The 20,019-nt window shown below is 70.9% G+C and carries 21 protein-coding genes and 2 pseudogenes; 9 read left to right on the top strand and 14 right to left on the bottom strand.

The window, feature by feature from the left end:
* Positions 1-133: 133 nt before the first annotated feature.
* Positions 134-412, top strand: a pseudogene (locus VT52_RS28840) (hypothetical protein); the annotation flags it as partial.
* A 94-nt stretch (positions 413-506) separates the two neighbouring features.
* Here VT52_RS28840 and VT52_RS28835 read toward each other — a convergent pair.
* Positions 507-719: a DUF397 domain-containing protein gene (locus VT52_RS28835; RefSeq protein ID WP_107481473.1), complete on the bottom strand. Its 213-nt coding sequence runs from the start codon at positions 717-719 to the stop codon at positions 507-509.
* On the bottom strand, positions 716-1,582 hold the full coding sequence (locus VT52_RS28830; protein WP_046421648.1) for a helix-turn-helix domain-containing protein: 867 nt from the start codon (positions 1,580-1,582) through the stop codon (positions 716-718). Before VT52_RS28830 ends, VT52_RS28835 begins: the two co-directional genes overlap by 4 nt.
* A 391-nt stretch (positions 1,583-1,973) precedes the next feature.
* Here VT52_RS28830 and VT52_RS28825 point away from each other — a divergent pair, with 391 nt between their 5' ends.
* From VT52_RS28825 to VT52_RS28815, 3 genes are read left to right on the top strand one after another with little or no spacing between them, the layout of a single operon-like run.
* On the top strand, positions 1,974-2,243 hold the full coding sequence (locus VT52_RS28825) for a hypothetical protein (protein WP_046421650.1): 270 nt from the start codon (positions 1,974-1,976) through the stop codon (positions 2,241-2,243).
* Positions 2,236-2,847 carry a DUF6879 family protein gene (locus VT52_RS28820; protein ID WP_046421651.1) on the top strand — a complete coding sequence of 204 codons (612 nt, stop codon included), beginning with the start codon at positions 2,236-2,238 and terminating at the stop codon, positions 2,845-2,847. The genes VT52_RS28825 and VT52_RS28820 overlap by 8 nt, the downstream gene beginning before the upstream one ends.
* On the top strand, positions 2,840-5,206 hold the full coding sequence (locus VT52_RS28815) for an ATP-binding protein (RefSeq protein WP_107481472.1): 2,367 nt from the start codon (positions 2,840-2,842) through the stop codon (positions 5,204-5,206). Before VT52_RS28820 ends, VT52_RS28815 begins: the two co-directional genes overlap by 8 nt.
* Positions 5,207-5,211: 5 nt before the next feature.
* On the opposite strand, the gene VT52_RS28810 is transcribed toward VT52_RS28815, so the two are convergent.
* Positions 5,212-6,051, bottom strand: coding sequence for a methionyl-tRNA formyltransferase (locus VT52_RS28810; protein WP_046421654.1), 840 nt, complete (start codon positions 6,049-6,051; stop codon positions 5,212-5,214).
* 59 nt (positions 6,052-6,110) lie between these two features.
* On the opposite strand from VT52_RS28810, the gene VT52_RS28805 reads away from it, so the two are divergent.
* Together VT52_RS28805 and VT52_RS28800 are read left to right on the top strand one after the other, a co-directional pair.
* Complete coding sequence (locus tag VT52_RS28805) at positions 6,111-6,485, top strand: hypothetical protein (RefSeq protein WP_046421656.1); 375 nt, start codon at positions 6,111-6,113, stop codon at positions 6,483-6,485.
* A 172-nt stretch (positions 6,486-6,657) separates the two neighbouring features.
* On the top strand, positions 6,658-7,143 hold the full coding sequence (locus VT52_RS28800) for an ATP-binding protein (RefSeq protein WP_046421658.1): 486 nt from the start codon (positions 6,658-6,660) through the stop codon (positions 7,141-7,143).
* Positions 7,144-7,197: 54 nt separating this feature from the next.
* Here VT52_RS28800 and VT52_RS37660 read toward each other — a convergent pair whose 3' ends face one another.
* The 4 genes and pseudogenes from VT52_RS37660 to VT52_RS36210 form a co-directional block, all read right to left on the bottom strand.
* Positions 7,198-7,830 carry a hypothetical protein gene (locus VT52_RS37660; RefSeq protein ID WP_143070938.1) on the bottom strand — a complete coding sequence of 211 codons (633 nt, stop codon included), beginning with the start codon at positions 7,828-7,830 and terminating at the stop codon, positions 7,198-7,200.
* A gap of 150 nt (positions 7,831-7,980) precedes the next feature.
* Entirely contained in the window at positions 7,981-8,925 is a 945-nt protein-coding gene (locus tag VT52_RS28785) for a hypothetical protein (protein WP_143070937.1), read from the bottom strand.
* Positions 8,922-9,527: an RNA polymerase sigma factor gene (locus tag VT52_RS28780; RefSeq protein ID WP_240509916.1), complete on the bottom strand. Its 606-nt coding sequence runs from the start codon at positions 9,525-9,527 to the stop codon at positions 8,922-8,924. The genes VT52_RS28785 and VT52_RS28780 overlap by 4 nt, the downstream gene beginning before the upstream one ends.
* A 154-nt stretch (positions 9,528-9,681) precedes the next feature.
* A pseudogene (locus tag VT52_RS36210) lies at positions 9,682-10,002 on the bottom strand (tyrosine-type recombinase/integrase); the annotation flags it as partial.
* 232 nt (positions 10,003-10,234) lie between these two features.
* Between VT52_RS36210 and VT52_RS28775 the strand changes: the two are divergent.
* The 3 genes from VT52_RS28775 (at position 10,235) to VT52_RS28765 (ending at position 12,785) form a co-directional block, all read left to right on the top strand.
* On the top strand, positions 10,235-11,173 hold the full coding sequence (locus VT52_RS28775; protein WP_206306628.1) for an NAD-dependent epimerase/dehydratase family protein: 939 nt from the start codon (positions 10,235-10,237) through the stop codon (positions 11,171-11,173).
* Complete coding sequence (locus VT52_RS28770; protein ID WP_046421664.1) at positions 11,170-12,126, top strand: RNA polymerase sigma-70 factor; 957 nt, start codon at positions 11,170-11,172, stop codon at positions 12,124-12,126. The genes VT52_RS28775 and VT52_RS28770 overlap by 4 nt, the downstream gene beginning before the upstream one ends.
* A gap of 80 nt (positions 12,127-12,206) precedes the next feature.
* Entirely contained in the window at positions 12,207-12,785 is a 579-nt protein-coding gene (locus VT52_RS28765) for a carboxymuconolactone decarboxylase family protein (protein WP_046421666.1), read from the top strand.
* A gap of 190 nt (positions 12,786-12,975) precedes the next feature.
* Here VT52_RS28765 and VT52_RS28760 read toward each other — a convergent pair whose 3' ends face one another.
* From VT52_RS28760 to VT52_RS28730, 7 genes are all read right to left on the bottom strand, one after another.
* A complete protein-coding gene (locus VT52_RS28760; protein WP_046421668.1) occupies positions 12,976-14,193 on the bottom strand; it encodes a glycosyltransferase in 1,218 nt (405 codons plus the stop codon).
* Positions 14,190-14,990, bottom strand: coding sequence for a MerR family transcriptional regulator (locus VT52_RS28755; protein ID WP_046421669.1), 801 nt, complete (start codon positions 14,988-14,990; stop codon positions 14,190-14,192). The genes VT52_RS28760 and VT52_RS28755 overlap by 4 nt, the downstream gene beginning before the upstream one ends.
* 320 nt (positions 14,991-15,310) lie before the next feature.
* Positions 15,311-15,946, bottom strand: a complete 636-nt coding sequence (locus tag VT52_RS28750) for a hypothetical protein (protein ID WP_143070936.1) — start codon at positions 15,944-15,946, stop codon at positions 15,311-15,313.
* Between the two features lie 145 nt (positions 15,947-16,091).
* Positions 16,092-16,337 (bottom strand): ferredoxin, encoded by a 246-nt coding sequence (locus tag VT52_RS28745; RefSeq protein WP_046421681.1) that lies wholly within the window; start codon positions 16,335-16,337, stop codon positions 16,092-16,094.
* Between the two features lie 5 nt (positions 16,338-16,342).
* Positions 16,343-17,698 carry an NADH-ubiquinone oxidoreductase-F iron-sulfur binding region domain-containing protein gene (locus VT52_RS28740; RefSeq protein WP_240509915.1) on the bottom strand — a complete coding sequence of 452 codons (1,356 nt, stop codon included), beginning with the start codon at positions 17,696-17,698 and terminating at the stop codon, positions 16,343-16,345.
* Positions 17,695-18,432, bottom strand: coding sequence for a ferric reductase-like transmembrane domain-containing protein (locus VT52_RS28735; protein ID WP_079175340.1), 738 nt, complete (start codon positions 18,430-18,432; stop codon positions 17,695-17,697). The genes VT52_RS28740 and VT52_RS28735 overlap by 4 nt, the downstream gene beginning before the upstream one ends.
* On the bottom strand, positions 18,429-19,376 hold the full coding sequence (locus tag VT52_RS28730) for an FAD:protein FMN transferase (RefSeq protein WP_046421672.1): 948 nt from the start codon (positions 19,374-19,376) through the stop codon (positions 18,429-18,431). The genes VT52_RS28735 and VT52_RS28730 overlap by 4 nt, the downstream gene beginning before the upstream one ends.
* Positions 19,377-20,019 lie beyond the last annotated feature (643 nt).

Genomic DNA, 20,019 nt, shown 5'->3' with positions numbered 1-20,019 from the left:
CCGAGCCATCGGGCTCTGGCTCCGCTTCAGGCACCCAAGGAGCGCACGAGCGGGCACGGAAGAATCGCGCTTCTGTCGAACGTGGTTACGCCTCTCCGGAGCCCAGGGCGGTTTCCGCGTCGTGGCCGCCCCAAAGGCACTCAGGCGCGACCAGCAGCGCCTCGAAGAACTGGAGTCGAGCATCGCCGGTGTTCTGATACGCCTGTCGGCGCTGGAGCTGGCACGCCCGGACGGCTTGATGCCCGTCTTCACGACCGGTGATGTCGATCGCCTGATGCGCGCGGCACACCGGATTCACAAGCTGGGCGACGGCGTCACGGTCAACAGCCGCGCGACAGATGTAGCGATCGAGATTGCCCGCAACAAGGACGGTTCGGCGGTCGTGTTCCCCGCGCTGCCCATGGAGACGTAGGCGGTTGTCCGAGTGACGTGTGGGTAGCGTGCGACCCCAGGCGTGGGCCCAGCCGACTGTGCGACCGGGCCCACGGGCGTTCCGAACGCACGGCTCAGACGGTCTGGTCGGCGGCCAGCCCGACGAACCCGGCCCACGCCTGGGGGGTGACCGTCAGAACCGGTCCGGACCGGACCTTCGAGTCCCGGATGTATATGCCGTCGACGGCGGCGGCGACCTCTACACACTCGCCGCCCCCGCCGCTGCTGTAACTGCTCTTGAACCAGGCCGACTCCGCCACGGTCAACTCGGTGCGTCGCAAGGTCATTTCACTCCCAGCAGTTCCTCGATGAAGTCCAGCGACTCACGAGGGGTGAGCGCCTGTGACCGGAGGATGCCATATCGGGCTTCGAGCTCACGGATCTTTCCGGCGCTGGTGTACAGGCGACTGTCGTCCTGGACCTCGGTGTACGCGATTCGTCGTCCTTCGGCGTTGTCGATCAGGTTGAAGGGCCCGCCCAGCCCGGCATGGTCCTCTCGGTCGGTGGGCATCACCTGAATCTCCACGTTGCGGTTCTGCCCCACGAGCAGGATCTGCTCCAGCTGTCCGCGAAGTGTTGCCAGTCCACCGATCGGCTTGCGCAGCACTACTTCCTCGATGATGAAGCTCAGCAGGGGCGCTGGGCGACGTGTGAAGATTTCCTGCCGCGCCATCCGTGCCTCCAACCGCTGTTCGATGACGTCGTCATCCAGCAGGGGGCGCTGCATCTGGAAGACGGCCTTCGCGTACTCCGTTGTCTGCAACAGACCCGGAACCGCAAGAGCCGCGTACACAGACAGGCCGACCGCGCTCGCTTCCAACCGCGCCATGTCCCGGAAGAACGCCGGATACTGCGCCCGCCCCACCTCCTCCTTCAGCGCCTTGAGGACGCCCCCGGCGTCCAGTACCTCGTCCGCGCGGTCGATGAACCTGGGCGGGGGAATCCGCCGCCCCTGCTCGAAGGATGCGATCGACTGGGCCGCGTAACCCGTGAGCTTGCCGAACTCCGGCCGTTCCAGGCTTGCCCGTACCCGCAGCAGCTTCAACTGCCGCCCGAACGCGGTCACCACGCCCGACCCTGGCTCGTCCTCCGGCCGAGGCCCGCCGTCATCCCGCGCGCCCTCGGTCTCGCCCTGCTCCACCGACTCCATCCGCTACCACCGCCTCCCCGGCCCGGTTCCCCGGCCCAACGCGCCCGCCCCGAACCGGTCACGCGGCGCCCCTCGTCGTACACCTCCCGCGCCGTCGCGTACAACCGGCACGCGACGGCGAGTCACCACTGGTCACGCTACGCCACCGCAGGGAGTGTTGGGGCCTGACCAGTGAGACCGCCGTCTCCGACCGCGTCCCCCGTGCGGCTTTTGCCCCGTGTTCCAGTCGCGGGAAGACCGCCCTGTCCGCACCGCAGCGTGGGCGCGCACAACAGTCCTCTCGGATAGAGGGTCCGTCAGATGGCTGATTCCCGCGAGCATCCGTGGACGGTCTGTCGCCGCATCCGTACGCTGGGTAGACGGTCTGGGCTGGGCGCACAGGGGGCGACGTATGGGCGATACGTGGGACGCGGATCCGCAGGCGCGGCTGGCCCGGCGCATCGGCCTCTCGCCATCCGAGTTGGGTACGACTGGGGGCAGGGACGGCTGTCCGGACATCTGGGAGCTCGACAACGGGGACTTCGCGGTCATCGGCCGTGACCTTACGGCGGCCTATTCCGAGGGGCTGCCCGAGGGTGCGGTGATCGGTGGTGGAGAACGCCTCGTGGTCATCCCGCGCGTCACTCTGCTGGCCGCCAAGACGCACATTCCGGATGCGTGACCTTCTGGGCGTCTCGTCCGGCGAGCGGCTGGGACGGGACGCCTACCGCGAGGACTTCCGCGGCAAGGATTTCGCTGTTGACGGGTGCGATTCGTGGAAGCTGGAACGTCGCCAGCACTTCCGTGAGCCGGGCGACCCGAGCTGGAGCGCCTTTGTCCAGGGAGACTGGGAGGAGGCGCTGAGGCTGATCGAGGCCCAGCGTGCCGAGTTCCTTGACCTGTCTCGTCTGGCCGCGCGTCATCGGTGCCGTCTGCTGCGTGTCCGTGTGGTGGAGCAGCCGCTCACGCCGTACCTGCGATGGGAGCTGCATCTGCTGCGTGCGCGGGCCGAGTGCGGTGAGCTGATCCGCGTCATCGGCCCGCAGCACATCGCGGCGTACGAAGGCGAGGGTCCAGTACCGGAACTGGTCACGCTGAACGACGACACGGTGTACGAGATCCTTTACGACGCGGAGGGTGTCCTGGAGGGGGCCGTGCGGTACCTCGGTGCGAGAACGCGGGATCGCGTCGCGGCGCGAGTTGAGGAGCTGTACGTGCTGGGTGAGGACATCGGCACGTTCTTCGACCGTGAAGTGGCCCATCTCAAGCCTCCGACGGGTGTATGAGCCGCGCGAGGAAGTCACCTCCTCGCTCTCCGGCACTGCCCGTGACGTCGTGCAGGCCCGCGACGTGCGGGGCGGGATACATTTCCACGCTCCGGCGACCGATCGCGTGCGACCGCCGGTTCCATACCAACTCCCATACGCCGGCGGGGGCTTCGTCAACCGACATGCTGAACGTGAGGCGCTTGACCGTCTCCTCGATGACGGTCTCGCCTCTGCGCGGGTGCTGCTGGTAACCGGCACTGCGGGAGTCGGTAAGACGTCTCTGGTGCTGCACTGGTCGCACGCGGTCCGTGACCGGTTCCCGGACGGCCAGTTGTATGCCGACCTGCACGGCTATGATCCGCAGGCCCCGGTCAGGTACGAGCGGGTCCTGGAAAGCTTCCTGCGGGTGCTCGGCGCCCCCGCGGACGCGGTTCACGCTGAGGGCGAGCACATGGCCGCGGCCTTCCGCTCATGGCTTGCCGGCCGCAGGCTGCTGATCGTGCTCGACAACGCCGCCAGCGTGTCCCAGGTCAGACCTTTGCTGCCGGCGACGCCGGGATGCCTGGTCATCGTGACCAGCAGGCACCGTCTGCCTGGCCTGACGATCCGGGAAGGAGCACGGCGCCTCACGCTGGACGTGCTCGACCAGGACGGCTCGGTCGCCCTGCTGCGCAGCGTCACCCAGGGCTACCGGGACGAAGACGATCCCGCCCAGGTGGTGGAGCTCGCCTCGCTGTGCGCGCGCCTGCCGTTGGCGCTCAGGATCGCCGCCGAGCGCGCGGCGGGGCGGCCGTTGATGCACCTGGCGGATTTGATCGGTGAGCTGCGTGACGAGTCCGGTCGGTGGGAAGTTCTGTCGGCAGAGGGCGAGGAGGAGTCTGAGGCGGTGCGTCCCGTGTTCACGTGGTCTTATCGGGCGTTGCCCTCGGATGCGGCCCGGCTCTTCCGGTTGCTCGGGCTGCACCCCGGGCCGGACTTCAGCGACACGGCCGCGGCAGCTCTCGCAGGCGTCGACGTCCGTACCGCGCGACGCCTGCTCGATGTCGTCGCTGCCGCGCATATGGTCGATCAGACCGCGCCCGACCGCTTCCGGCTGCATGACCTGCTGCGTGCCTATGCCGCCGATCAGGCACGACTGGAGCAGACCCCCCAGGAGTGCCACGACGCGCTGCGCAGGGTGCTGACCTGGTACCTGCACACTGTGGACGCGGTTCAGGCCCGCGTCGCACCGCAGGAGCCTCGCGTGGAGCTGGTTCCTGCCGACGCAGGACTGCCGGAGCCGCAGTTCACCGAGGCGGCACAGGCGATGCAGTGGTACGAGGCGGAACGCGACAATCTCGTGGCTGCCGTGCGCGCGGCCACGAGTGGCGGACTGGACCGGATCGCCTGGCAGCTGGCGGTGGTCCTGCGCGCCGTCTACATGACCAACAATCCGTTTCAGGACTGGCTCGCCACCTCGCAGATCGGTCTTGAGGCCGCACGGCGCGATGGCGATCGAGGCGCCGAAGCCGAACTGGAGGAGAGCCTCGGCATGGCGTACGCCCAGTCGCAGTGCCTGTCAGCCGCCGCCGAGCACTACGAGTCGGCGCTCACCCTGCGCCGAACACTGCGCGATACCTTCGGTGAGGCACTGACGCTCAACGGCCTTGGTCTGCTTGAACTACGCCGCCGCAACCTCGCACAGGCACAAGCGGCGCTCGAAGGCAGCAGGGCGCTGTTCACGGCGCTGAACGACGGTTTCTGGGAGCCTCGCGTGGCAGTCAACCTCGCGCAGGTAGAACTGGAACTCGGGCACCCGGCAAGCGCACTGGGCCCGCTGCGCCGGGGAATCGACGTGTTCAGGGCCCATGGCGACCGCCACGCCGAGGGCAATGCCCTCCGTCTCCTTGCCGCAGCGGAGTTGGACAGCGGAAACACGAATGCTGCGTTGGCACATGCCGAGCAGGCCGTAGCCATCGCCACCGAGATCCGGAGCACAGCCGCGGAAGGCTACTGGCTGCTGGCCTTGGGCGATGCCCAACGCGCGATCGGGCGTCCCACCCAGGCACTGGCCACCTGCCGTCGCGCCGCCGCACTCCAGGAACAGTTGGGCGACCGCGCCCGGCAAGCCGCCGCCTGGGACAGCCTCGGGCAAACGTGTCTGCAACTCGGCCGCGCTCAGGAAGCCTCCGAATGGCACCGCCGTGCCCTGGTCATCTACCGCGACCTTGAGCAGACTTGGGAGATGGCACGGACGCTGGCGCACCTGGCGGATGCCCTGGACCGTGCCGGCACACCGCAGGAGGCCGCCGACGCACGAGCGGACGCCTGCGACCTGCTCACGGCGTTCACCGATCCGCGCGCTGTACGGCTACGGGAAAGCATGGTTCAGCGGTGACAACCTCACGACGAGGCCACCCAGCGATCACGAGCCGGAACGGGCACCGACCCGGTGACCCACAGCGGCCCGTCCCCGCACCGCTTCCTCACCCCGCTCGCCTCCGTGAGGCTGGTCCGCAGCACACTCACCCACTCGCCCCGAACGACCGCCAGCGGCCCCGGCACGGCGAACAGGCCGAAACGGTAAGCCCGCACCAGGTTGTGAATCTCCCGGGCAGGCCGACTCCAGTCGATGACCGCACTCTCGGGACCCATGAAACCCTCGTACGACGCCAGCGACTCGTCCTGCGTCGTCCCGGCGAAACCGTCTTCCGCCAGGGCCAGCGCCTCCGGCACCAGCGCCCTGATCGTGGCCCGGACCTGTGTGAAGACCACGTCGCCCGCCAGACCGTCCGGCAGGGAGACGCCGCCGCGCTGCGCCACGACCGGTCCGCTGTCGAACGCCTCGTCCATCCAGTGAACCGTCACCCCGGTCTCCTCATCGCCGTGCCGCACGGCCCAGTGCACCGGCATGGGCCCACGGTGCCGCGGAAGCAGCGACGGATGAACGTTCAGCACCCCAAGCCGCGGTACGCGCAGCACAGACGCGGGCAGTCGCCACGGAATCCCGTAACACACGACAAGGTCAGGTTCGTAGCCGGCGAGGCTGAGCGCGAGACCCTGCGGGCTGCGGGGGACCAGCAGATCGGGTCCCGGCGGCATCGCAGCCAGAACCTCGTCCGCGGCAGCCCCACCCCGCGATGCAGCGCACACGTACGCGACCGGGGTGTGACCGGCTGTCTCACACGCCGCTTGTAAGTCCTCGAAGCCCTCAGCCCCGTACGACATCAGCACTACGCGCATCCGTCAGTCACCCTCCATATGACGGGCGAAGCCGAACCGCAAAGGTGCGTGATCACCGCATGGATCCGATGACATCCGTGCTGCTGCCCAGCGCCCAGTCCCTCGTCACGGCGATTCTCACCGACGGCTGGGCACACGTGCGCGACGCCCTGGCGCGCCGCTGGAGCCGGCAGACCGGCGAAGCACGAGCCGACGTCGAACGCCGCCTGGACACGGCCCACCGCCAGGCCTCGGGTATGGGCGATGACGAGGCCGTTCAGAGAGCGTACTGGGCCGGATACATGGCTGCCGTTCTTGCTGAGCGCCCGACTCTGCTCGACGTCGTACGGGAGCTGCCCGACATGCCTGACCTGCACAACACCAACAGCGGAACCGCCACGAACCTCATCCAGGCCCGCGACGTCCACGGCGACATCAGCTTCGGACCGCAGTAACGGGCCGGACAGGGGTCCACCGCCTCCCCGGCTCGGTTCCCCGGCCCAACGCGCCCGCCCCGAACCGGTCACGCGGCGCCCCTCGTACACCTCCCGCGCCGTCGCGTACAAACGGAACGCGGCGGTGCGTCACCACTGGTCACGCTACGCCACCGCCGGGAGCGTTGGGGTCATGAACAGTGAGACCGCTGCTCCCGGTCGCGTCCCCGCGCCCATCAGTCCCACAGGCCACTTCGAGATGCGCTTCAGCTCCACCCCGCGCGGCGCGCGGCTCGCCCGGCGTCTTGCCGGGCAGCGGCTCGACGCGTGGGGCATCCCGTACGACTGCGACACACACCACACGCTGACGCTGATCGTCGCGGAGCTCGCCGCCAACGCCGTCCGGCACGGCCGGGTCTCGGGCCGCGACTTCCACCTCTCGTTGGCCTGCGACGCAACGACCGTACGGATCGAGGTCACCGACACCCGCACCGAAGGCGTACCGGTCGTGGCGACGTCCACGGACCTCCGCGACACCGGCCGCGGCCTGCTCCTGGTGGAGCACCTCGCCGGCCGCTGGGACTGGCACCCGCGCCCCGGCGGCCCCGGCAAGACGGTCTGGGCGGAGTACGTCCTGCCGGTGGGAGGCCGACCTCCGGCCGCCGCCGTGCAGTTCTGACCCAGGGAAGCACCGGGTATCCGGTGAAGCGTGGCCCCCGACGGGGCTCCCCGGCTACGGAATCGCCTGGCAGCCGGCCCAGAGGGCGGCAAGACGCGACGGGATCTGCGGGACCGCGGCGCAGCCGCGCGGGTCGCGGGGCAGGCCGTCACTGGCGATCAGGGTCCAGAGGCCGTTGCCGGCACGGGCGAAGTACTTCATCACGGCGCCCTCGTCCTGGCTGGCAACCCGCTCGGCGTCGGTGGCGCCGGCGGTGGGCACGAACATGGCCGCCGCGTAGGGGGTGCCGTCGCAGTCGCCGTAGTAAAAGGTGCTGGTGCGGGGCCGGATGTGCACGAGTGGGGGTCGGCTCTGGCGCCCGTAGGCGGCGGTCACCTCGGCCTTGACCGCGGGCGGCACGGTGAGGGACCGGCAGCCAGCAGCCGCGGACGTGGAAGATGCGGGCGACGAGGGATTCTTGGTGGCCTGCCTCGGGGCGGCGGCCGTTCCGGTCGCTGCCGCTCTGGTGGCCGGCGGACTGGCCGCCGGCGAACCGGTCGCGGAGCTCGTGGTGACGGACGGGGAGGGGTGGCGGTCGGCGTTCGCCACACCGCTGGACGTGCAGCCGGTGACCAGGGTGATACCGGCGACGCAGAGGGCCGCCACGGCGGTGGCGGGACGACGGGTGGTGCGGCTGTTGCGTCTCAATGCGAACCTCACTTGTGCCGGCTGCCCGCGCGAGCGGCGCCGTCCTTGGTCGGGAGCGGATCCGAAAGTTATGGACGCTTGACGCGTTCATACGGATGCCCCGAGACCGCGAGGGGTCCGGGGGCATCGGTTCGGGTGGGGAGCAGGAGGTCAGCCGATCTTGTCGGCGGGCCCGGAGGACAGGTAGGTGACGCGAGTGGTCTCACCGCGGTCTCTGCCCTTGGTGCTGACGCTGGTGATCTCGAGCAGAACGCTGGTCCTGGGGTCGATCACCATGCGGTCGGTGCTGAGGGCGCCGGTGAAGACCAGTTCCGTGCCGCTGCGGCCGGCGCTGTCCTTCACCGTGCCGACGAGCTCGACCCCGTGCAGGCGGGCGAGGGCCCGGTAGAGCCCGGCGCGCAGGTCGGGGCGGGCGGGGGTCTCGCCGAGGAGGGTGCCGGCCTGGAGGAAGGCGGACCGGCCGGCGTACTCCTTGGAGCTGTTCATGAGGCTGACCAGCTGCGCCGGAGCGACGGGCAGCCTGTTCAGGTCGCTCCAGCTGTGCAGTTCCTTCGGCCCCAGGCCCCAGGCGAAGGCGCCCGCCTTCGTGTGCGTCTGACCGCCCACGACGACATGGACGGCGTTCATGGAGCGGGCGTAGTAGTAGTCGGCCGTGGAGGAGTTGTCGGTCCTGGGGGCCGACTTCGCTCCCGTGTGGCGTACCTGCTTCCGCACCTTCCAGTACCGCCCGCTGGAGGCCGACTTGGCGTAGGCCACGTCGGCGGTGTGGTCCAGGAAGGCGGCGGCGGTGACGGCCTGCGCCTGCTGCGGGGCGTGACCGCCGGACCGGCCTCCGCTACCCGTGGTGCCGTAGACCACCACCCCGGCCGCCACGGCCGCGGTCGCCAGCACTGTTGCCAGGATCCGCCGCCCATGGGCGGAGGAGCGCCGCCGGACAGGAAGCGCCACGGTGTGCTGAGCTGTCTCTTGCCGGGCCGCGGCCTCGACCGCCGCCAGCGCCTGGGCGACGGCCCGCGGAGCCGGGTGTTCGACACGGCCTGCGGCGTGGAGCGCCTCAGAGCCGGGGAAGTCCAAGAGCTCATCTCGCTGGGTCATGCCGATTCCTTCCGGTCCATGCGTGCGGGGGTGGCTGGTGTCAGGGTCAAGTGGCGTTCGGGAGACAGGCGTGCACGCAGCCGACCGCGTGCACGGTGCAGGCGGGAGCGAGCCGTACCGGCGGGGATGCCGACCGCGGCGGCGGCCTCCGTCGGTGTCAGCTGCTCCCAGGACACCAGCAGCAGCAACTCCCGCTCCTCAGCGGGCAGATCGGCCAGTGCGCGGCGCAGTTCGGGGGCCAGGGCGGCGGCGTCAAGCCGCTGGTCCACCGCCTGCCACGGGTCGACCTCGGCGGGTTCGGCTGTGGTGGCGACCCGCCTGGCCCGCCGGATGTGCCCGGCCAGGACGTTGCGGGCCACCCCGAACAGCCAGCCCCGGGCCGATCCGCGCGAGGCGTCGAAGGTGCGCCGTGCCACGAACGCCTGCAGCCAGGCCTCGGAGAGCAGGTCGTCAGCGGCGCCGGGTGCGCGCCGGACAAAGTAACCGTGCAGCACGGGTGAGAACTGCTCGACCAGTGAGGTGAACACGGCCGGGTCGCCCACGGCCCGCGTCAGCAGGGCGTCGCTGTCACCGCTGCCCTGGTGCTCGTGATCCGGTTCCACGGAGTCTCCGTCTCCGACCGCCGGACGGCGGTCTCAACCCGTACTTGTCGCGCGGCGCCCGGAGCGTTCGCGTCGCCCGCCCAGGCCCCGGACCGATCATGGTCCGGGGCCTTTGACATCTACTTCTGACTTCAACACCGGGTGGGCACTGGTGACCGGGGCACCCCCGCAGCAGCCGGTCCATGCGGCTCACGGCCCAACCTTGCGTGTCCTGCACGACACGGGACGCGACTCCGGCCGCCGTGAGGAGGGACGCGGTGCCGTGTCGGCCGTCGTGCAGCTGGATCACGCGGAGGCCGGCGGACTCGGCGGCCCGGATGAAAGAACGGTAGACGTTCCGCGGCTCGACCGGACGCCCGGTGCGGGTGGTGAAGACGTACGCCGACTCCTGCCACCCCTCCCCCGCCCGGACAGGCACCGCGGCTGACGCTGCCCGCGAAGCGGGAATGCCCGCGGTGGCTCCGCGGCGCGCCTGCGCCTTGCTCGACGGACTGATGAACGACTGGGGCCTGCGGGTTCCGGGCCGCGTACCGGCAGGCGAGGCGGAACGCTCCGGGACCGGGGGTACGCCGTCCGACGGTGGGCGGGGCGATCGACCCGTAGCCGTGCCGCCGCGGTACTTCTGAGGTCGGCTTCGCCGCCGATGTCACAGGGAGCGGGTCTGTCTCGTCTCGGGTGGCAGAGATACGGGTCCGAAGCGGAAGGTGATGGTCATGCGGGTTTTCGTGGCAGGCGGAACCGGGGTGCTGGGGCGGCGGCTGGTTCCGCAACTCGTTGCCCGCGGGCACCAGGTGACCGCGACGACGACGAGTGCGGCCAAGCTGCCGCTGCTGCAGCGGCTGGGGGCGGAAGGAGCCGTCATGGACGGCCTGGACGCGGCTTCGGTCCGCGAGGCGGTGGCCCGAGCCCGGCCGGACGTGATCGTGCACCAGATGACCGCGATCTCCCTGGCGCACGCCGGCAAGCCCGACCTCAAGCACATGGACCGCTGGTTCGCCACCACCAACCGGCTGCGGACCGAGGGGACGGATCACCTGCTGGCCGCCGCCGAAGCGGCGGGAGTACCCCATGTCGTCGCCCAGGGCTACGCCAACGGGAACGGCATCCGTGAAGGCGGCTGGGTGAAGACCGAGGACGACCCGACGGACCCGCTGCTGGGGACGTCCGCCGCTCCGGGAATGGCGGCGGTTCGCCACGTCGAGGAGGTGGTCCTCAAGGCTGGCGGGGCGGTCTTGCGTTACGGCGGGTTCTACGGGCCGGGTGCCACCGACGACCAGGTGGATCTGATCCGCAGGCGGCAGTTCCCTTTGGTGGGGCGCGCTACGGGTTACAGCTCTTGGGTGCATCTCGACGACGCGGCGAGCGCGACCGTCCTGGCGGTGGAGCAGAAGGCGCGAGGCGTCTTCAACATCGTCGACGACGAGCCGGTCCCGGCGAACGACTGGCTGCCGTACCTGGCCTCGTGCGCGGGCGCGAAGAAGCCGATGCGGGTGCCCATATGGCTGGCGAAGCTGTTCGCCGGCGAGGTGGCGGTGCTCATGATGACCGAGGGACGCGGCTTCTCCAACGCCAAGGCCAAGCGCGAACTCGGCTGGAAACTGCGCTACCCGTCGTGGCGGCAGGGCTTCAAGGAGGAGCTGGCATGACGCGGACCGAGGAGTTCGAGGAGCTGCGTCCGCTGCTGTTCTCCATCGCCTACCGGATCCTGGGAAGCGTGAGCGAGGCCGAGGACGCGGTCCAGGAGAGCTGGCTGCGCTGGGAGTGCTCCGCGACGCGACCCGCCTGCGCCAAGTCCTTCCTCTCGGCCGTGGTGACCCGGGTGGCGCTCGACGTCCTGCGCTCGGCTCGCGTACGACGGGAGAAGTACGTCGGACCGTGGTTCCCCGAACCGTTGCTGGCCGATCCTTACCAGGACCCGGAGCGCTCGGCCGAACTGGCCGACTCGTTGTCGATGGCGGCCCTGCTGCTGCTCGAGCGGCTCAGCCCGCTTGAGCGGGCGGTCTTCGTGCTGCGTGAGGTGTTCGCCTTCGGCTTCCCGGAGATCGCATCGGCGCTGGACCGCTCAGAGGTGGCATGCCGTCAGCTGGCCGTGCGGGCGCGCCGTCATATGGACGCGGGCCGTCCCCGGTTCGAAGCCGACCGGCGTGAGCGCGAGGAACTCGCCGAACGGTTCTTCGACGCCTTCCGCGAGGGAGACGTCGACGCGCTGCGGGAAGTTCTCGCCGCCGACGTGCACATGATCGGCGACGGCGGCGGCAAGGCCCCGCTGTGGGGCGAGGAAGGCGCATTCGGCATCGACATGGTGGCCCGCCGGGTCGCCGTGTTCGCCCCGCTGTTCACCGGGGTGGGCGGCGTCGTGGAACTGCACGAGGTCAACGGCCAGCCCGGCGCGGTCCTCCGCGCACGGGACGGCAAGATCCTCGGCACCTGGGCGCTCGACATCCTCGACGGCCGGATCCAGGCCATCCGCACCGTCATCAACCCCGACAAGCTCCAGCACATGGGCCCGGTGGCGGACGCCTGGGCGATTCTCCGCGAAGCGCAACGGGTCCGCCGATCCGCGGAACAGCCGCACGACGCCCAGCCGGCACGTCGGTAGTCACATCCGCGGTTCCTGCGATGTCTCCATGGCAGGCAAAACGCATCTACACGACAAAACACATCTACACGGAGGACAGCATGACGCTGCGCGTTCCGAAGGCGGAGCTTCCCACCGAGCTCGCCGAAAACATGATCAAACAGTTCGGTGCCGTGCCCGAGCCCGTCGAGGTGACGTGGCACAGCCCCAAGGTCGCCACGTCCAACATGGAGTTCGGCGGCGAGGTGGGCGCGTGGGACGCGGCAGACGCGAGTCTCAAGTCGTTCGCGCACATGGCCGTCGCGGCACAGGTTGGCTGCAGCTGGTGCCTCGACGTCGGCTACTTCCAAGTGCAGAACCAGAACCTGGACCTGGCCAAGGCGAGCCAGGTGCCGCGCTGGCGGGAGTCGGAGGTGTTCACCCCGCTGGAGCGGGACGTCCTCGAGTACGCCGAGGCCATGACGAACACGCCGCCGACCGTCACCGACGAGCTGTACGCGAGCCTGCTCGACCAGCTTGGCCCGGCGGCGATGGTCGAACTCACCGCATACATAGCCTTTGTCAACATGGCGACCAGGAACAACAACGCGAACGGGGTCACGTCGCAGGGCTTCTCCGATGCCTGCGAGATTCCGCTGGCCAAGCGCCCGGAGAAGTCCGACGTGGCATCGACGGCGTGACCGAGGGCCCGTCTCGTCGCCCGTCGCAGCCGGCCTGCTGTTCACCGTCGCCTACGGGACGCTCGGTTCGGCTGACGTCGCGCAGACCGTGCCGCAGGAGTCCTGGCCGCGGTGGGCCGACGTCGGCCGGGCCGTGCCGGCACCACCACGTCACCCTCGTCACCACCGCCCAGGCTCCGAACGAAAGACCCTAGCCGAATCTCACCAGCTGCCGGATGGCCTTGAGGGTCTCGCCCGGTCCGTCCTCGGTCACCATGTGTTGCGCGCCTCTCTCGGCGGCTCGTGTGTACGCCTGCTGCCTGACCACCCGGTCGAGTGAGTCGGCGAGCCGTTCGGCAGTCAGGGATCGGAAGGGGATCGGCTCGGTGGCGGCGCCGAGGGCAGCAAGCCGTCCTGCCCAGAACGGCTGGTCGGCAGTCACCGGCACGGGGACCGCGGGCACTCCGGCGCGCAACGCGGCCGCCGACGTGCCGGCCCCCGCATGGTGGACCACAGCAGCCAACCGTGGGAACAGCAGGGCGTGCGGTACGTCCCCGATACCGAGCACGTCGTCGCCGTCGGCCGCGAGCCCGGCACTGCCGGCCTGGAGGATGCCGCGCAGCCCGGCGCGGCGCACGGCTCGCACGGCGAGCTCGCTCAGCCGTTCCCCCTCGCCGGCCGCCATGCTCCCGAAGCCGATGAGGACGGGCCGGGGTCCGGCACGAAGGAAGTCCTCCAGATCCGTGGGGAGTCGGTCGGACGGATCGTGATGGGGCCACCAGTTGCCCACGACCTCCAGGCCGGGGCGCCAGTCGGAGGGGCGGGGCACCAGTGCCGTGCTGAAGCCGTGCAGGATGGGCCAGTTCGCCTGTTCCTGCCGGCCGCGCACAGCGGAGGCGGAGGCCGGAGGCAGCTGGAGGCGGTGACGCAGCTTCACCACCGCCTGTTCGAAGACCCGGTCGGCCATGCGAAGAGCGAAACGCCCGGCCATCCGGTTGGCGGGACGGCCCAGCGAGCGAGAGCCGAAGACGACGGGCGCGAAGTCGCCGGTCGGTGCGGCGGGTTGGAGGTATACACCGATGCTCGGCGTGCCCGTGGCCTCTGCGACATGCCAGCCCAGCGGAGCCGTGGTGGTCGGCAGCAGGAGCAGATCCGGGCCGTCGGCCATCGCGTCGGCAAACCCCTGGCCCAGTTCGGTGATGAACGCGGCGGCGGTACGCATCAGTTCACGCTTGCCCGACACGCCGCCATGCCCCCGCGGGTCGGCGGGCAGACTGCGGAATCGCAGCCCGGCTTCGCGTACGAGGGGCGCGAAAGTATCCGCGGTGGCGACGACCACGTCGTATCCGGCCCGGCGCAGTTCTACGCCCAGGCCCGTGTAGGGCGCGACATCGCCGCGTGATCCGGCTGCGGCGATCAGGATCCTCATCGGTTCTCCTCGGAATCGGTACGGCCGGCGGCGTGGCGGGCCGCGTTGGCGTGGACCGCCTTGCACGTGTAGGCGGCCAGGCCTGGGCGCTGCTGAGACGGCGGTACGACCAGGGCGAAGGCGCGCGGATCGGCGACGAAGTCGTCCGCGATGCGCCGGTGCATGTCAGGTGGGCAGGAGGTGAACCACCGTGAGATGTGCAGGCGGTGCTCCTCGGCGAGGTCCATGGCCGGCTCGCCGTCGTACGGCTCCCCCTCGTCGAAGGCCGCGAGCAGCTCCGCGCGCCAGGCAGCCGCCTCGCCCATGAGCTGCCGCCAGTCGTTCTTGGTGTGGGCAGCCGCGCGCGTCATCGCCTCCCGCTGTCCGTCCGACTGCGCCCACTTCAGCTCCGCCTCGGTGGCATAGCTCAGGTCGAATGTGATCTCGCCGAAGACGTCGAAGCGTTCCCGGGGAGTCAGGAACACCCCGGTCTGCTGGACCTCTATCGCCCGCTCCGCCACCTCGGCCAGCCGTCGCAGCCTGGCGATCTCCTCACTCAACTGCCGCTGCCGGGCGCGTAGATGTTCCAGGGCGTTCGACAGCGGGTCCCTGAGGATCGCGGCGATCTCGTCGAGGGGGAATCCGAGCTCGCGGTAGAAGAGGATCTGCTGGAGACGGACCAAGTCGGCGTCACTGTAAAGCCGGTAGCCGGCGCGGCTGCGGTCGCCGGGCGAGAGCAGCCCTGCCTTGTCGTAGTGATGCAGCGTACGTACCGTCACACCTGCGAAGGCCGAGACTTGTCCCACGGAGTAGCTCATCCACCTGACCTTTCATCGGCGTACAGCCTCAAGCCTGACGTAAGGAGAGGGTCAAGCCACCGACGCCGTTCCCCGCGTGATCAGCCCGCCAGTGCTCAGGGTGCCGCAGGTTCGAGTCCTGCCGGGGGCGCGGAGAGAAGGTCAGGTCCGGGAGGGGTTTCCTCCTCGGCCGGCCCTGCGGCGTTTCAGGGGTCGTGTCACAGGCGTGCCACCACGGGCCCGCAGCACCCTTCCCGTCGGGGCCGGAGGCCGCTTCCCCACCATCCCGGATCATGGCACCGAGCCGATCGGCGACCGCCCGGCCCCTGTCGCGGGCGGGGCTATCCGGTCCAGGCGGAGGCCAGGTGGACTCCGGCGAGTGCGACGACCAGTCCCGCGCCGAGCGCGGCCGCCAGCAGGGACCAGCGCACGACGCGCCGCGGGGCGGTGATCCCGTGGCGCGCGGGATGGCGGCGCAGGTCGGCGCCGATGAGGCGTGGCAGGCGCCACAGGTAGGCGAGGACGTGCACGGCTGTCACGGCGATCCAGCAGATGAAGCTGGCCTTGTGAAGCAGGAGCACAGGGACGGGCCCGGTATCGCGTCCGAGCAGAGCCAGCGTCACTCCCGTACCGAGGACGGCGATGCTCGCGACGACGATCAGCGGGCCGAGCACGCGCAACAGCGGTGCGGGCGGCCCTTTGCGGCGGTACGCGGGCGATCCGGTGTAGTAGCGGTAGAACCGGTAGCCGGTCGATCCGATCTTGAGGCAGACCGGGCCGGTCAGCAGCAACCCGATGAAGAAGTGCAGGGTGAGGAGTTGGCCGAGGAAGAGGATGGTGACGCCCTCGACGGCGAACAGGACCAGCAGCACCGCACCGGTCGCCGCGGTCAGCCGCTCGTTCCCCTCCGGGCCGCCGGACGGCATGGCCACCGGGCCGTCGGACGGCACGGTGGGCGGCCCGGACAAAGCGTCCACGGGTGTCCTGCCGCCGATCACGGTCACTCGTCCGTCCTCCTGATGATCAGGCCCCGCCGGCCCGGTTGGCAGTGCGGTCCTGCCCGCTCCCTCGCTGTGCGCCGGAGCGGGCAGAAGTATGTCTGACGCGGGGTTAAGAACTGGTTCACGTCCGCTGGGCGGGCTGCCGGTCCGGAACGCGCTCGGTTGCCCGGTCGAGGCGCAGTGCCAGTGCCGGGCACGCGGCCACCGCGCGCCGCGCGTGCCTGAGGGCGTCACCGGCGAGGGGGGCCGACGCCACGACCGGGTAGCCCCACTCGTCCAACTCGATTCGTTCCGGCAGGAGTTCGGCGCACAGGCCGTAGCCGTCGCATGCGATGCGGTCGATTCCGAGGGAGTACGTGCCGGCCATGCCGTTCACCTCCATTCCCGCTCGTCGGGTGCCGGTGCGTCCGGAACCGGCAGTACGGGCTCGTCGCCGGCCGCCGCACACGGCCCAAAGCTCAGGTGGTGCCGTACGTCGTCGGCGAAGACACGCAGGGCGGTCGCCGCGAAGCGTGACGCGCCATCAGGGTGCCGGCAGGCTCCGCGCCCGGCGAGCAGTCCCGCACGGTCCTCCAGTCGCCACAGCGACTCCGAGCCGGGACGTCCCCAGGCGAGGTCCGCGAAGTCCGCGGCGACGGCCGGCAGCCCGAGTCGGCACGGTCCGCACTGCCGTGCGCTCTGCGCCGCGAGGTAGCCGAGCACTCTGGCCGCCTCGGCCAGACCGCAGGCGCGGGCGGGAAGCGCCACGATCACTCCGGCACCGGGTCCCGCGCCGAGGGCCGCCAGGTCCTGTTTGGCGAACGGGACGCGCAGCGCCCCTCCCGCCGGCAGCCAGCTGCCGAAGAAGCCGCCCAGCAGGACGGATCCGAGTGGTTCCGCGGCTCCCCCGGCGATGTCCAGTACCTCACCGAGCGGTCGGCCCATCGGCACTTCGTAGACGCCCGGGGTGCGCAGCGCGCCGGAGAGGGTCACCAGCGTGGTGCCCGCGGCGTCGGGACGCCCGGCGCCCCGGAACCAGCCGGGACCGTAGCGTGCGATCAGTGCGAGGTGGGCGAGGGTCTCGACGTTGTCGATCAGGGTGGGACGCCGCCCGACTCCCTTCTCGAAGGGGCGCGGCGGGGTTGCCAGCGGGCGGGCATCGCCGCCGTTCAGCCATCGCACCAGGGACGTCTCCTCGCTGGAGACGTAGTGGTGGGGCAGTTCGTGCACCAGGACCGGTACCGGGTCGAGGCCCGGCCTCCGGCGTTCCTCGACGGCTTCGCGAAGAGCGCGTGCCTGGTCCCGCCTGGTGCGGGGCAGGCACAGGTGCGCCACGTCGGCGCCGACCGCGGCGGCGGCCAGCGCGGCGCCGTCCAGCACCAGGTGCGGGGCGAGGTCGAGCAGTGTCTCGTCCTTGCGGCTGGCCGGTTCGCTCTCCATGCCGTTGGCGACGACCACGGCGGTTCCCTTGCCGGCGGCGACGGTGCGCAGCTTGCGGCCGGTGGGGAAGGCGGCGCCGCCCCTGCCGGTCAGCCCGGCGTCCTCCACCGCGCGCACCAGGCGGTCGGCCGCGTCGGCGGTACGCGGAAAGGGGGGCGGCCCGTACCGGCGCAGGTGCTCGTCCAGGTCGGCCGCGCCGCCGGTGGCGTACCAGCCGTGCAGCAGCCGGGAACCGTACGGGCCCAGCATGCCCTCCCGCCCGACGCCGGCCTGCGGGGTTGTCCGTCCGTCGATCACCGCGTCGGTCATTCGGGTCCTCCCTCGTCATCGGCCGGTGCGGGCGCCGGGTGTACGGTGCCGGTGGCCGCAGGGGTGACGCCTCCCGCACGGTGGGCCCAACCCGGTTGCAGCGGACCGGAGTTCATGAAGGCGGCCAGCACCACGGGCACCGCCAGCGCGGTGGCGCCCGCCCAGAGCCGTACTGCGACCCGGCCCGGACCCGCCCGGTACAACCGCCACCAGACGGCGGCGACGACGAGAGCTACGCATACGGCGTACAGGGCCAGTTGCAGCGTGAGCCGGGTATCGGTGCCGGTCCCGGCGGCGTGGAAGAGCGCCACCGGCCAGGCGGCGTAGGCGAGCCAGTGCACGGCCTTCCACCGCCGCTGCCCCATGCGCAGCCGCACCGCGCTGGTGGCCGCGACCGCGAGCAGCAGGTCGAAGCCGACCGTGCCGAGGCCCAGCCACAACGGCCGGTACGAGGCGGTGAACGGCACCACCGTCACCAGCCAGCCCAGGTGGACGAAGCTGTCGAGGATCGCGGTGACGATGTGCAGGACCAGGAAGGCCAGGGTCAGCACCGACAGGTTGCGGTGCAGCGCGCTCACCTCGAAGCGGGCGATCCGCCGCGGTGTGTACCGGCCGCCCACGGCGATACCGAGCGCGACGGTCGCGGTGAGCAGCACCAGGGCGACGGTTCCGCCGGCCCGGGTCGCGTACCACAGCGGGCTGGGGCCGGCGGCGAGGGGGACGAGTCCGGTCATCGGGTGTCTCCCAGGTTGTCCTCGGGCCAGCCGCAGACTCGCTCGACTGTTCCGTCCACGTGTACCAGCCGCGCGGGAAGCCCCGTCCGGCGCAGCCGGCCCAGGGCGGCCGCGCCGAGGACGACGGCCTCGGTGCTGGCGGTGTTGGCGGCCACGCAACTCATGGCGGCGACGCTGACGGTCCGCCAGACCGGGGCGGGTATGTCACCGGTCGCGGGGTCGACGATGTGGTGCAGTCGGCGTCCACCGCGGCACCAGGTCCGCACGGTGGTGCCGGAGGTGGCGAGTCCGCCCTCGGCGATGCTCACCGTGGGCAGGGTCCCGGTGCCGAGTACCGCGTGGTCGTCGGCGACGGCGATCCGCCAGCCTCCGAGCGGTGCCCGGCCCGCGACGGAGATGTCCCCGCCGAGGTTGACCAGGACGCCGCAGCCCGTCACCTCGGCGGCTCTGCGCGAGGCACGGTCCGCGGCGAGGGCCTTGGCGGTCGCGCCGAGGTCGAGTGCGACGCCCGGGGGCAGCCGCAGCCGCCTGGCCGCACGGTCCCATTCCACCGCCCGCCACCCCGGGGACCGTCCGGCGGGACTCACGGGACCCAGGTCCTGCGGGCGCAGCGCGGCGAACGTGACGCCGTAGCCGAGCGCGCTCACGGCGGTGCCGACGGTGGGGTCCACGACGCCCTCGGTCGCCTCCGCCACGTGCAGCGCCACGTCCAGTGCCTCCGCGAACAGGGCGCTCGTGTGAACGGCGCCGCCCGCAGCCACGTTGGCACGCGACAGTTCCGAGTCGGTCCTGAAGCGGCTGCACGCCGCGTCGATGGCGGCGAGTTCGGAGTCGAGCACCTGCCGGGCCGCGTCCATCGCGTCCGGATCGGTGACGAGGAGTGAGGCGGTGGTCCCCAGCGCGGGGAAGGAGACCGAGGCCGGACCCGTGGCCGCGGGGGTCATGACGCACCCGACGTGGTGTGCGACGGCTGCGGCGTCGGAGTGGGGGGCTTCGTCGCAGTGGGTGCCGGGGCCGCCGGACGTGTGGCCGACGGCGCGACGGGGGTCGTCGGCCGCTTCGGCGCGGTCGTGTGCGGAGCCGTGCGGGAGGGCGGGGCGGTGGGCGCGCCCGACCCGGGTCCGGGCGCGGGGGACGCGGTTGCCGGTGCGGGCGTCGCGGGCCGGGAAGGGCTCACGGGGACGGGCTTCCCGGGCAAGGCGTGTGCGTACCCGGTGGCAAGCGTGACGGAGCCGGCCGCGGCCGCTACGGCCACCCAGCGGGTTGTGCTGCCGACCCGACGCAGTCCGCGTTCCCGGCGACGCACGGAACCGGCCGACGTGGGTTGGTCGGGGTGGGACATGGTTCCTCCTCGGCCATCGGTGTGCCGCTGTGAAGCACTCGGCACCTCGCGGCCACACCTGTGGGTATCCGTCCACCAGACTGCGCAAGCAGCTGTCGGGAACCGGTTCAGGAATCCTTCAGAACCCGCAAAGATCCACAAACATGCTGGTCAGGACGGTTAAGTCAGATTTACCGGAGGGGCGGGCGGATGACCGGAGCGGGAGAGGAGAGGAGAGGAGTGGAGAGGAAGGGGAGAGGAAGGGG

The organism is Streptomyces malaysiense, from assembly GCF_000980885.2.
GTDB lineage: Bacteria > Actinomycetota > Actinomycetes > Streptomycetales > Streptomycetaceae > Streptomyces > Streptomyces malaysiense.
Note: the sequence above shows the minus strand (reverse complement) of the source record. Positions and strands in the feature narration are given on the sequence as shown.

Excerpts from the sequence above, each read along its gene's own strand:
- VT52_RS28835 (WP_107481473.1), bottom strand. The coding sequence starts at position 719 with ATGACCTTGCGACGCACCGAGTTGACCGTGGCGGAGTCGGCCTGGTTC.
- VT52_RS28830 (WP_046421648.1), bottom strand. The coding sequence starts at position 1,582 with ATGGAGTCGGTGGAGCAGGGCGAGACCGAGGGCGCGCGGGATGACGGC.
- VT52_RS28825 (WP_046421650.1), top strand. The coding sequence starts at position 1,974 with ATGGGCGATACGTGGGACGCGGATCCGCAGGCGCGGCTGGCCCGGCGC.
- VT52_RS28820 (WP_046421651.1), top strand. The coding sequence starts at position 2,236 with ATGCGTGACCTTCTGGGCGTCTCGTCCGGCGAGCGGCTGGGACGGGAC.
- VT52_RS28810 (WP_046421654.1), bottom strand. The coding sequence starts at position 6,051 with ATGCGCGTAGTGCTGATGTCGTACGGGGCTGAGGGCTTCGAGGACTTA.
- VT52_RS28805 (WP_046421656.1), top strand. The coding sequence starts at position 6,111 with ATGGATCCGATGACATCCGTGCTGCTGCCCAGCGCCCAGTCCCTCGTC.
- VT52_RS28800 (WP_046421658.1), top strand. The coding sequence starts at position 6,658 with ATGAACAGTGAGACCGCTGCTCCCGGTCGCGTCCCCGCGCCCATCAGT.
- VT52_RS28785 (WP_143070937.1), bottom strand. The coding sequence starts at position 8,925 with ATGACCCAGCGAGATGAGCTCTTGGACTTCCCCGGCTCTGAGGCGCTC.
- VT52_RS28775 (WP_206306628.1), top strand. The coding sequence starts at position 10,235 with ATGGTCATGCGGGTTTTCGTGGCAGGCGGAACCGGGGTGCTGGGGCGG.
- VT52_RS28770 (WP_046421664.1), top strand. The coding sequence starts at position 11,170 with ATGACGCGGACCGAGGAGTTCGAGGAGCTGCGTCCGCTGCTGTTCTCC.
- VT52_RS28765 (WP_046421666.1), top strand. The coding sequence starts at position 12,207 with ATGACGCTGCGCGTTCCGAAGGCGGAGCTTCCCACCGAGCTCGCCGAA.
- VT52_RS28760 (WP_046421668.1), bottom strand. The coding sequence starts at position 14,193 with ATGAGGATCCTGATCGCCGCAGCCGGATCACGCGGCGATGTCGCGCCC.
- VT52_RS28755 (WP_046421669.1), bottom strand. The coding sequence starts at position 14,990 with ATGAGCTACTCCGTGGGACAAGTCTCGGCCTTCGCAGGTGTGACGGTA.
- VT52_RS28745 (WP_046421681.1), bottom strand. The coding sequence starts at position 16,337 with ATGGCCGGCACGTACTCCCTCGGAATCGACCGCATCGCATGCGACGGC.
- VT52_RS28740 (WP_240509915.1), bottom strand. The coding sequence starts at position 17,698 with ATGACCGACGCGGTGATCGACGGACGGACAACCCCGCAGGCCGGCGTC.
- VT52_RS28735 (WP_079175340.1), bottom strand. The coding sequence starts at position 18,432 with ATGACCGGACTCGTCCCCCTCGCCGCCGGCCCCAGCCCGCTGTGGTAC.
- VT52_RS28730 (WP_046421672.1), bottom strand. The coding sequence starts at position 19,376 with ATGACCCCCGCGGCCACGGGTCCGGCCTCGGTCTCCTTCCCCGCGCTG.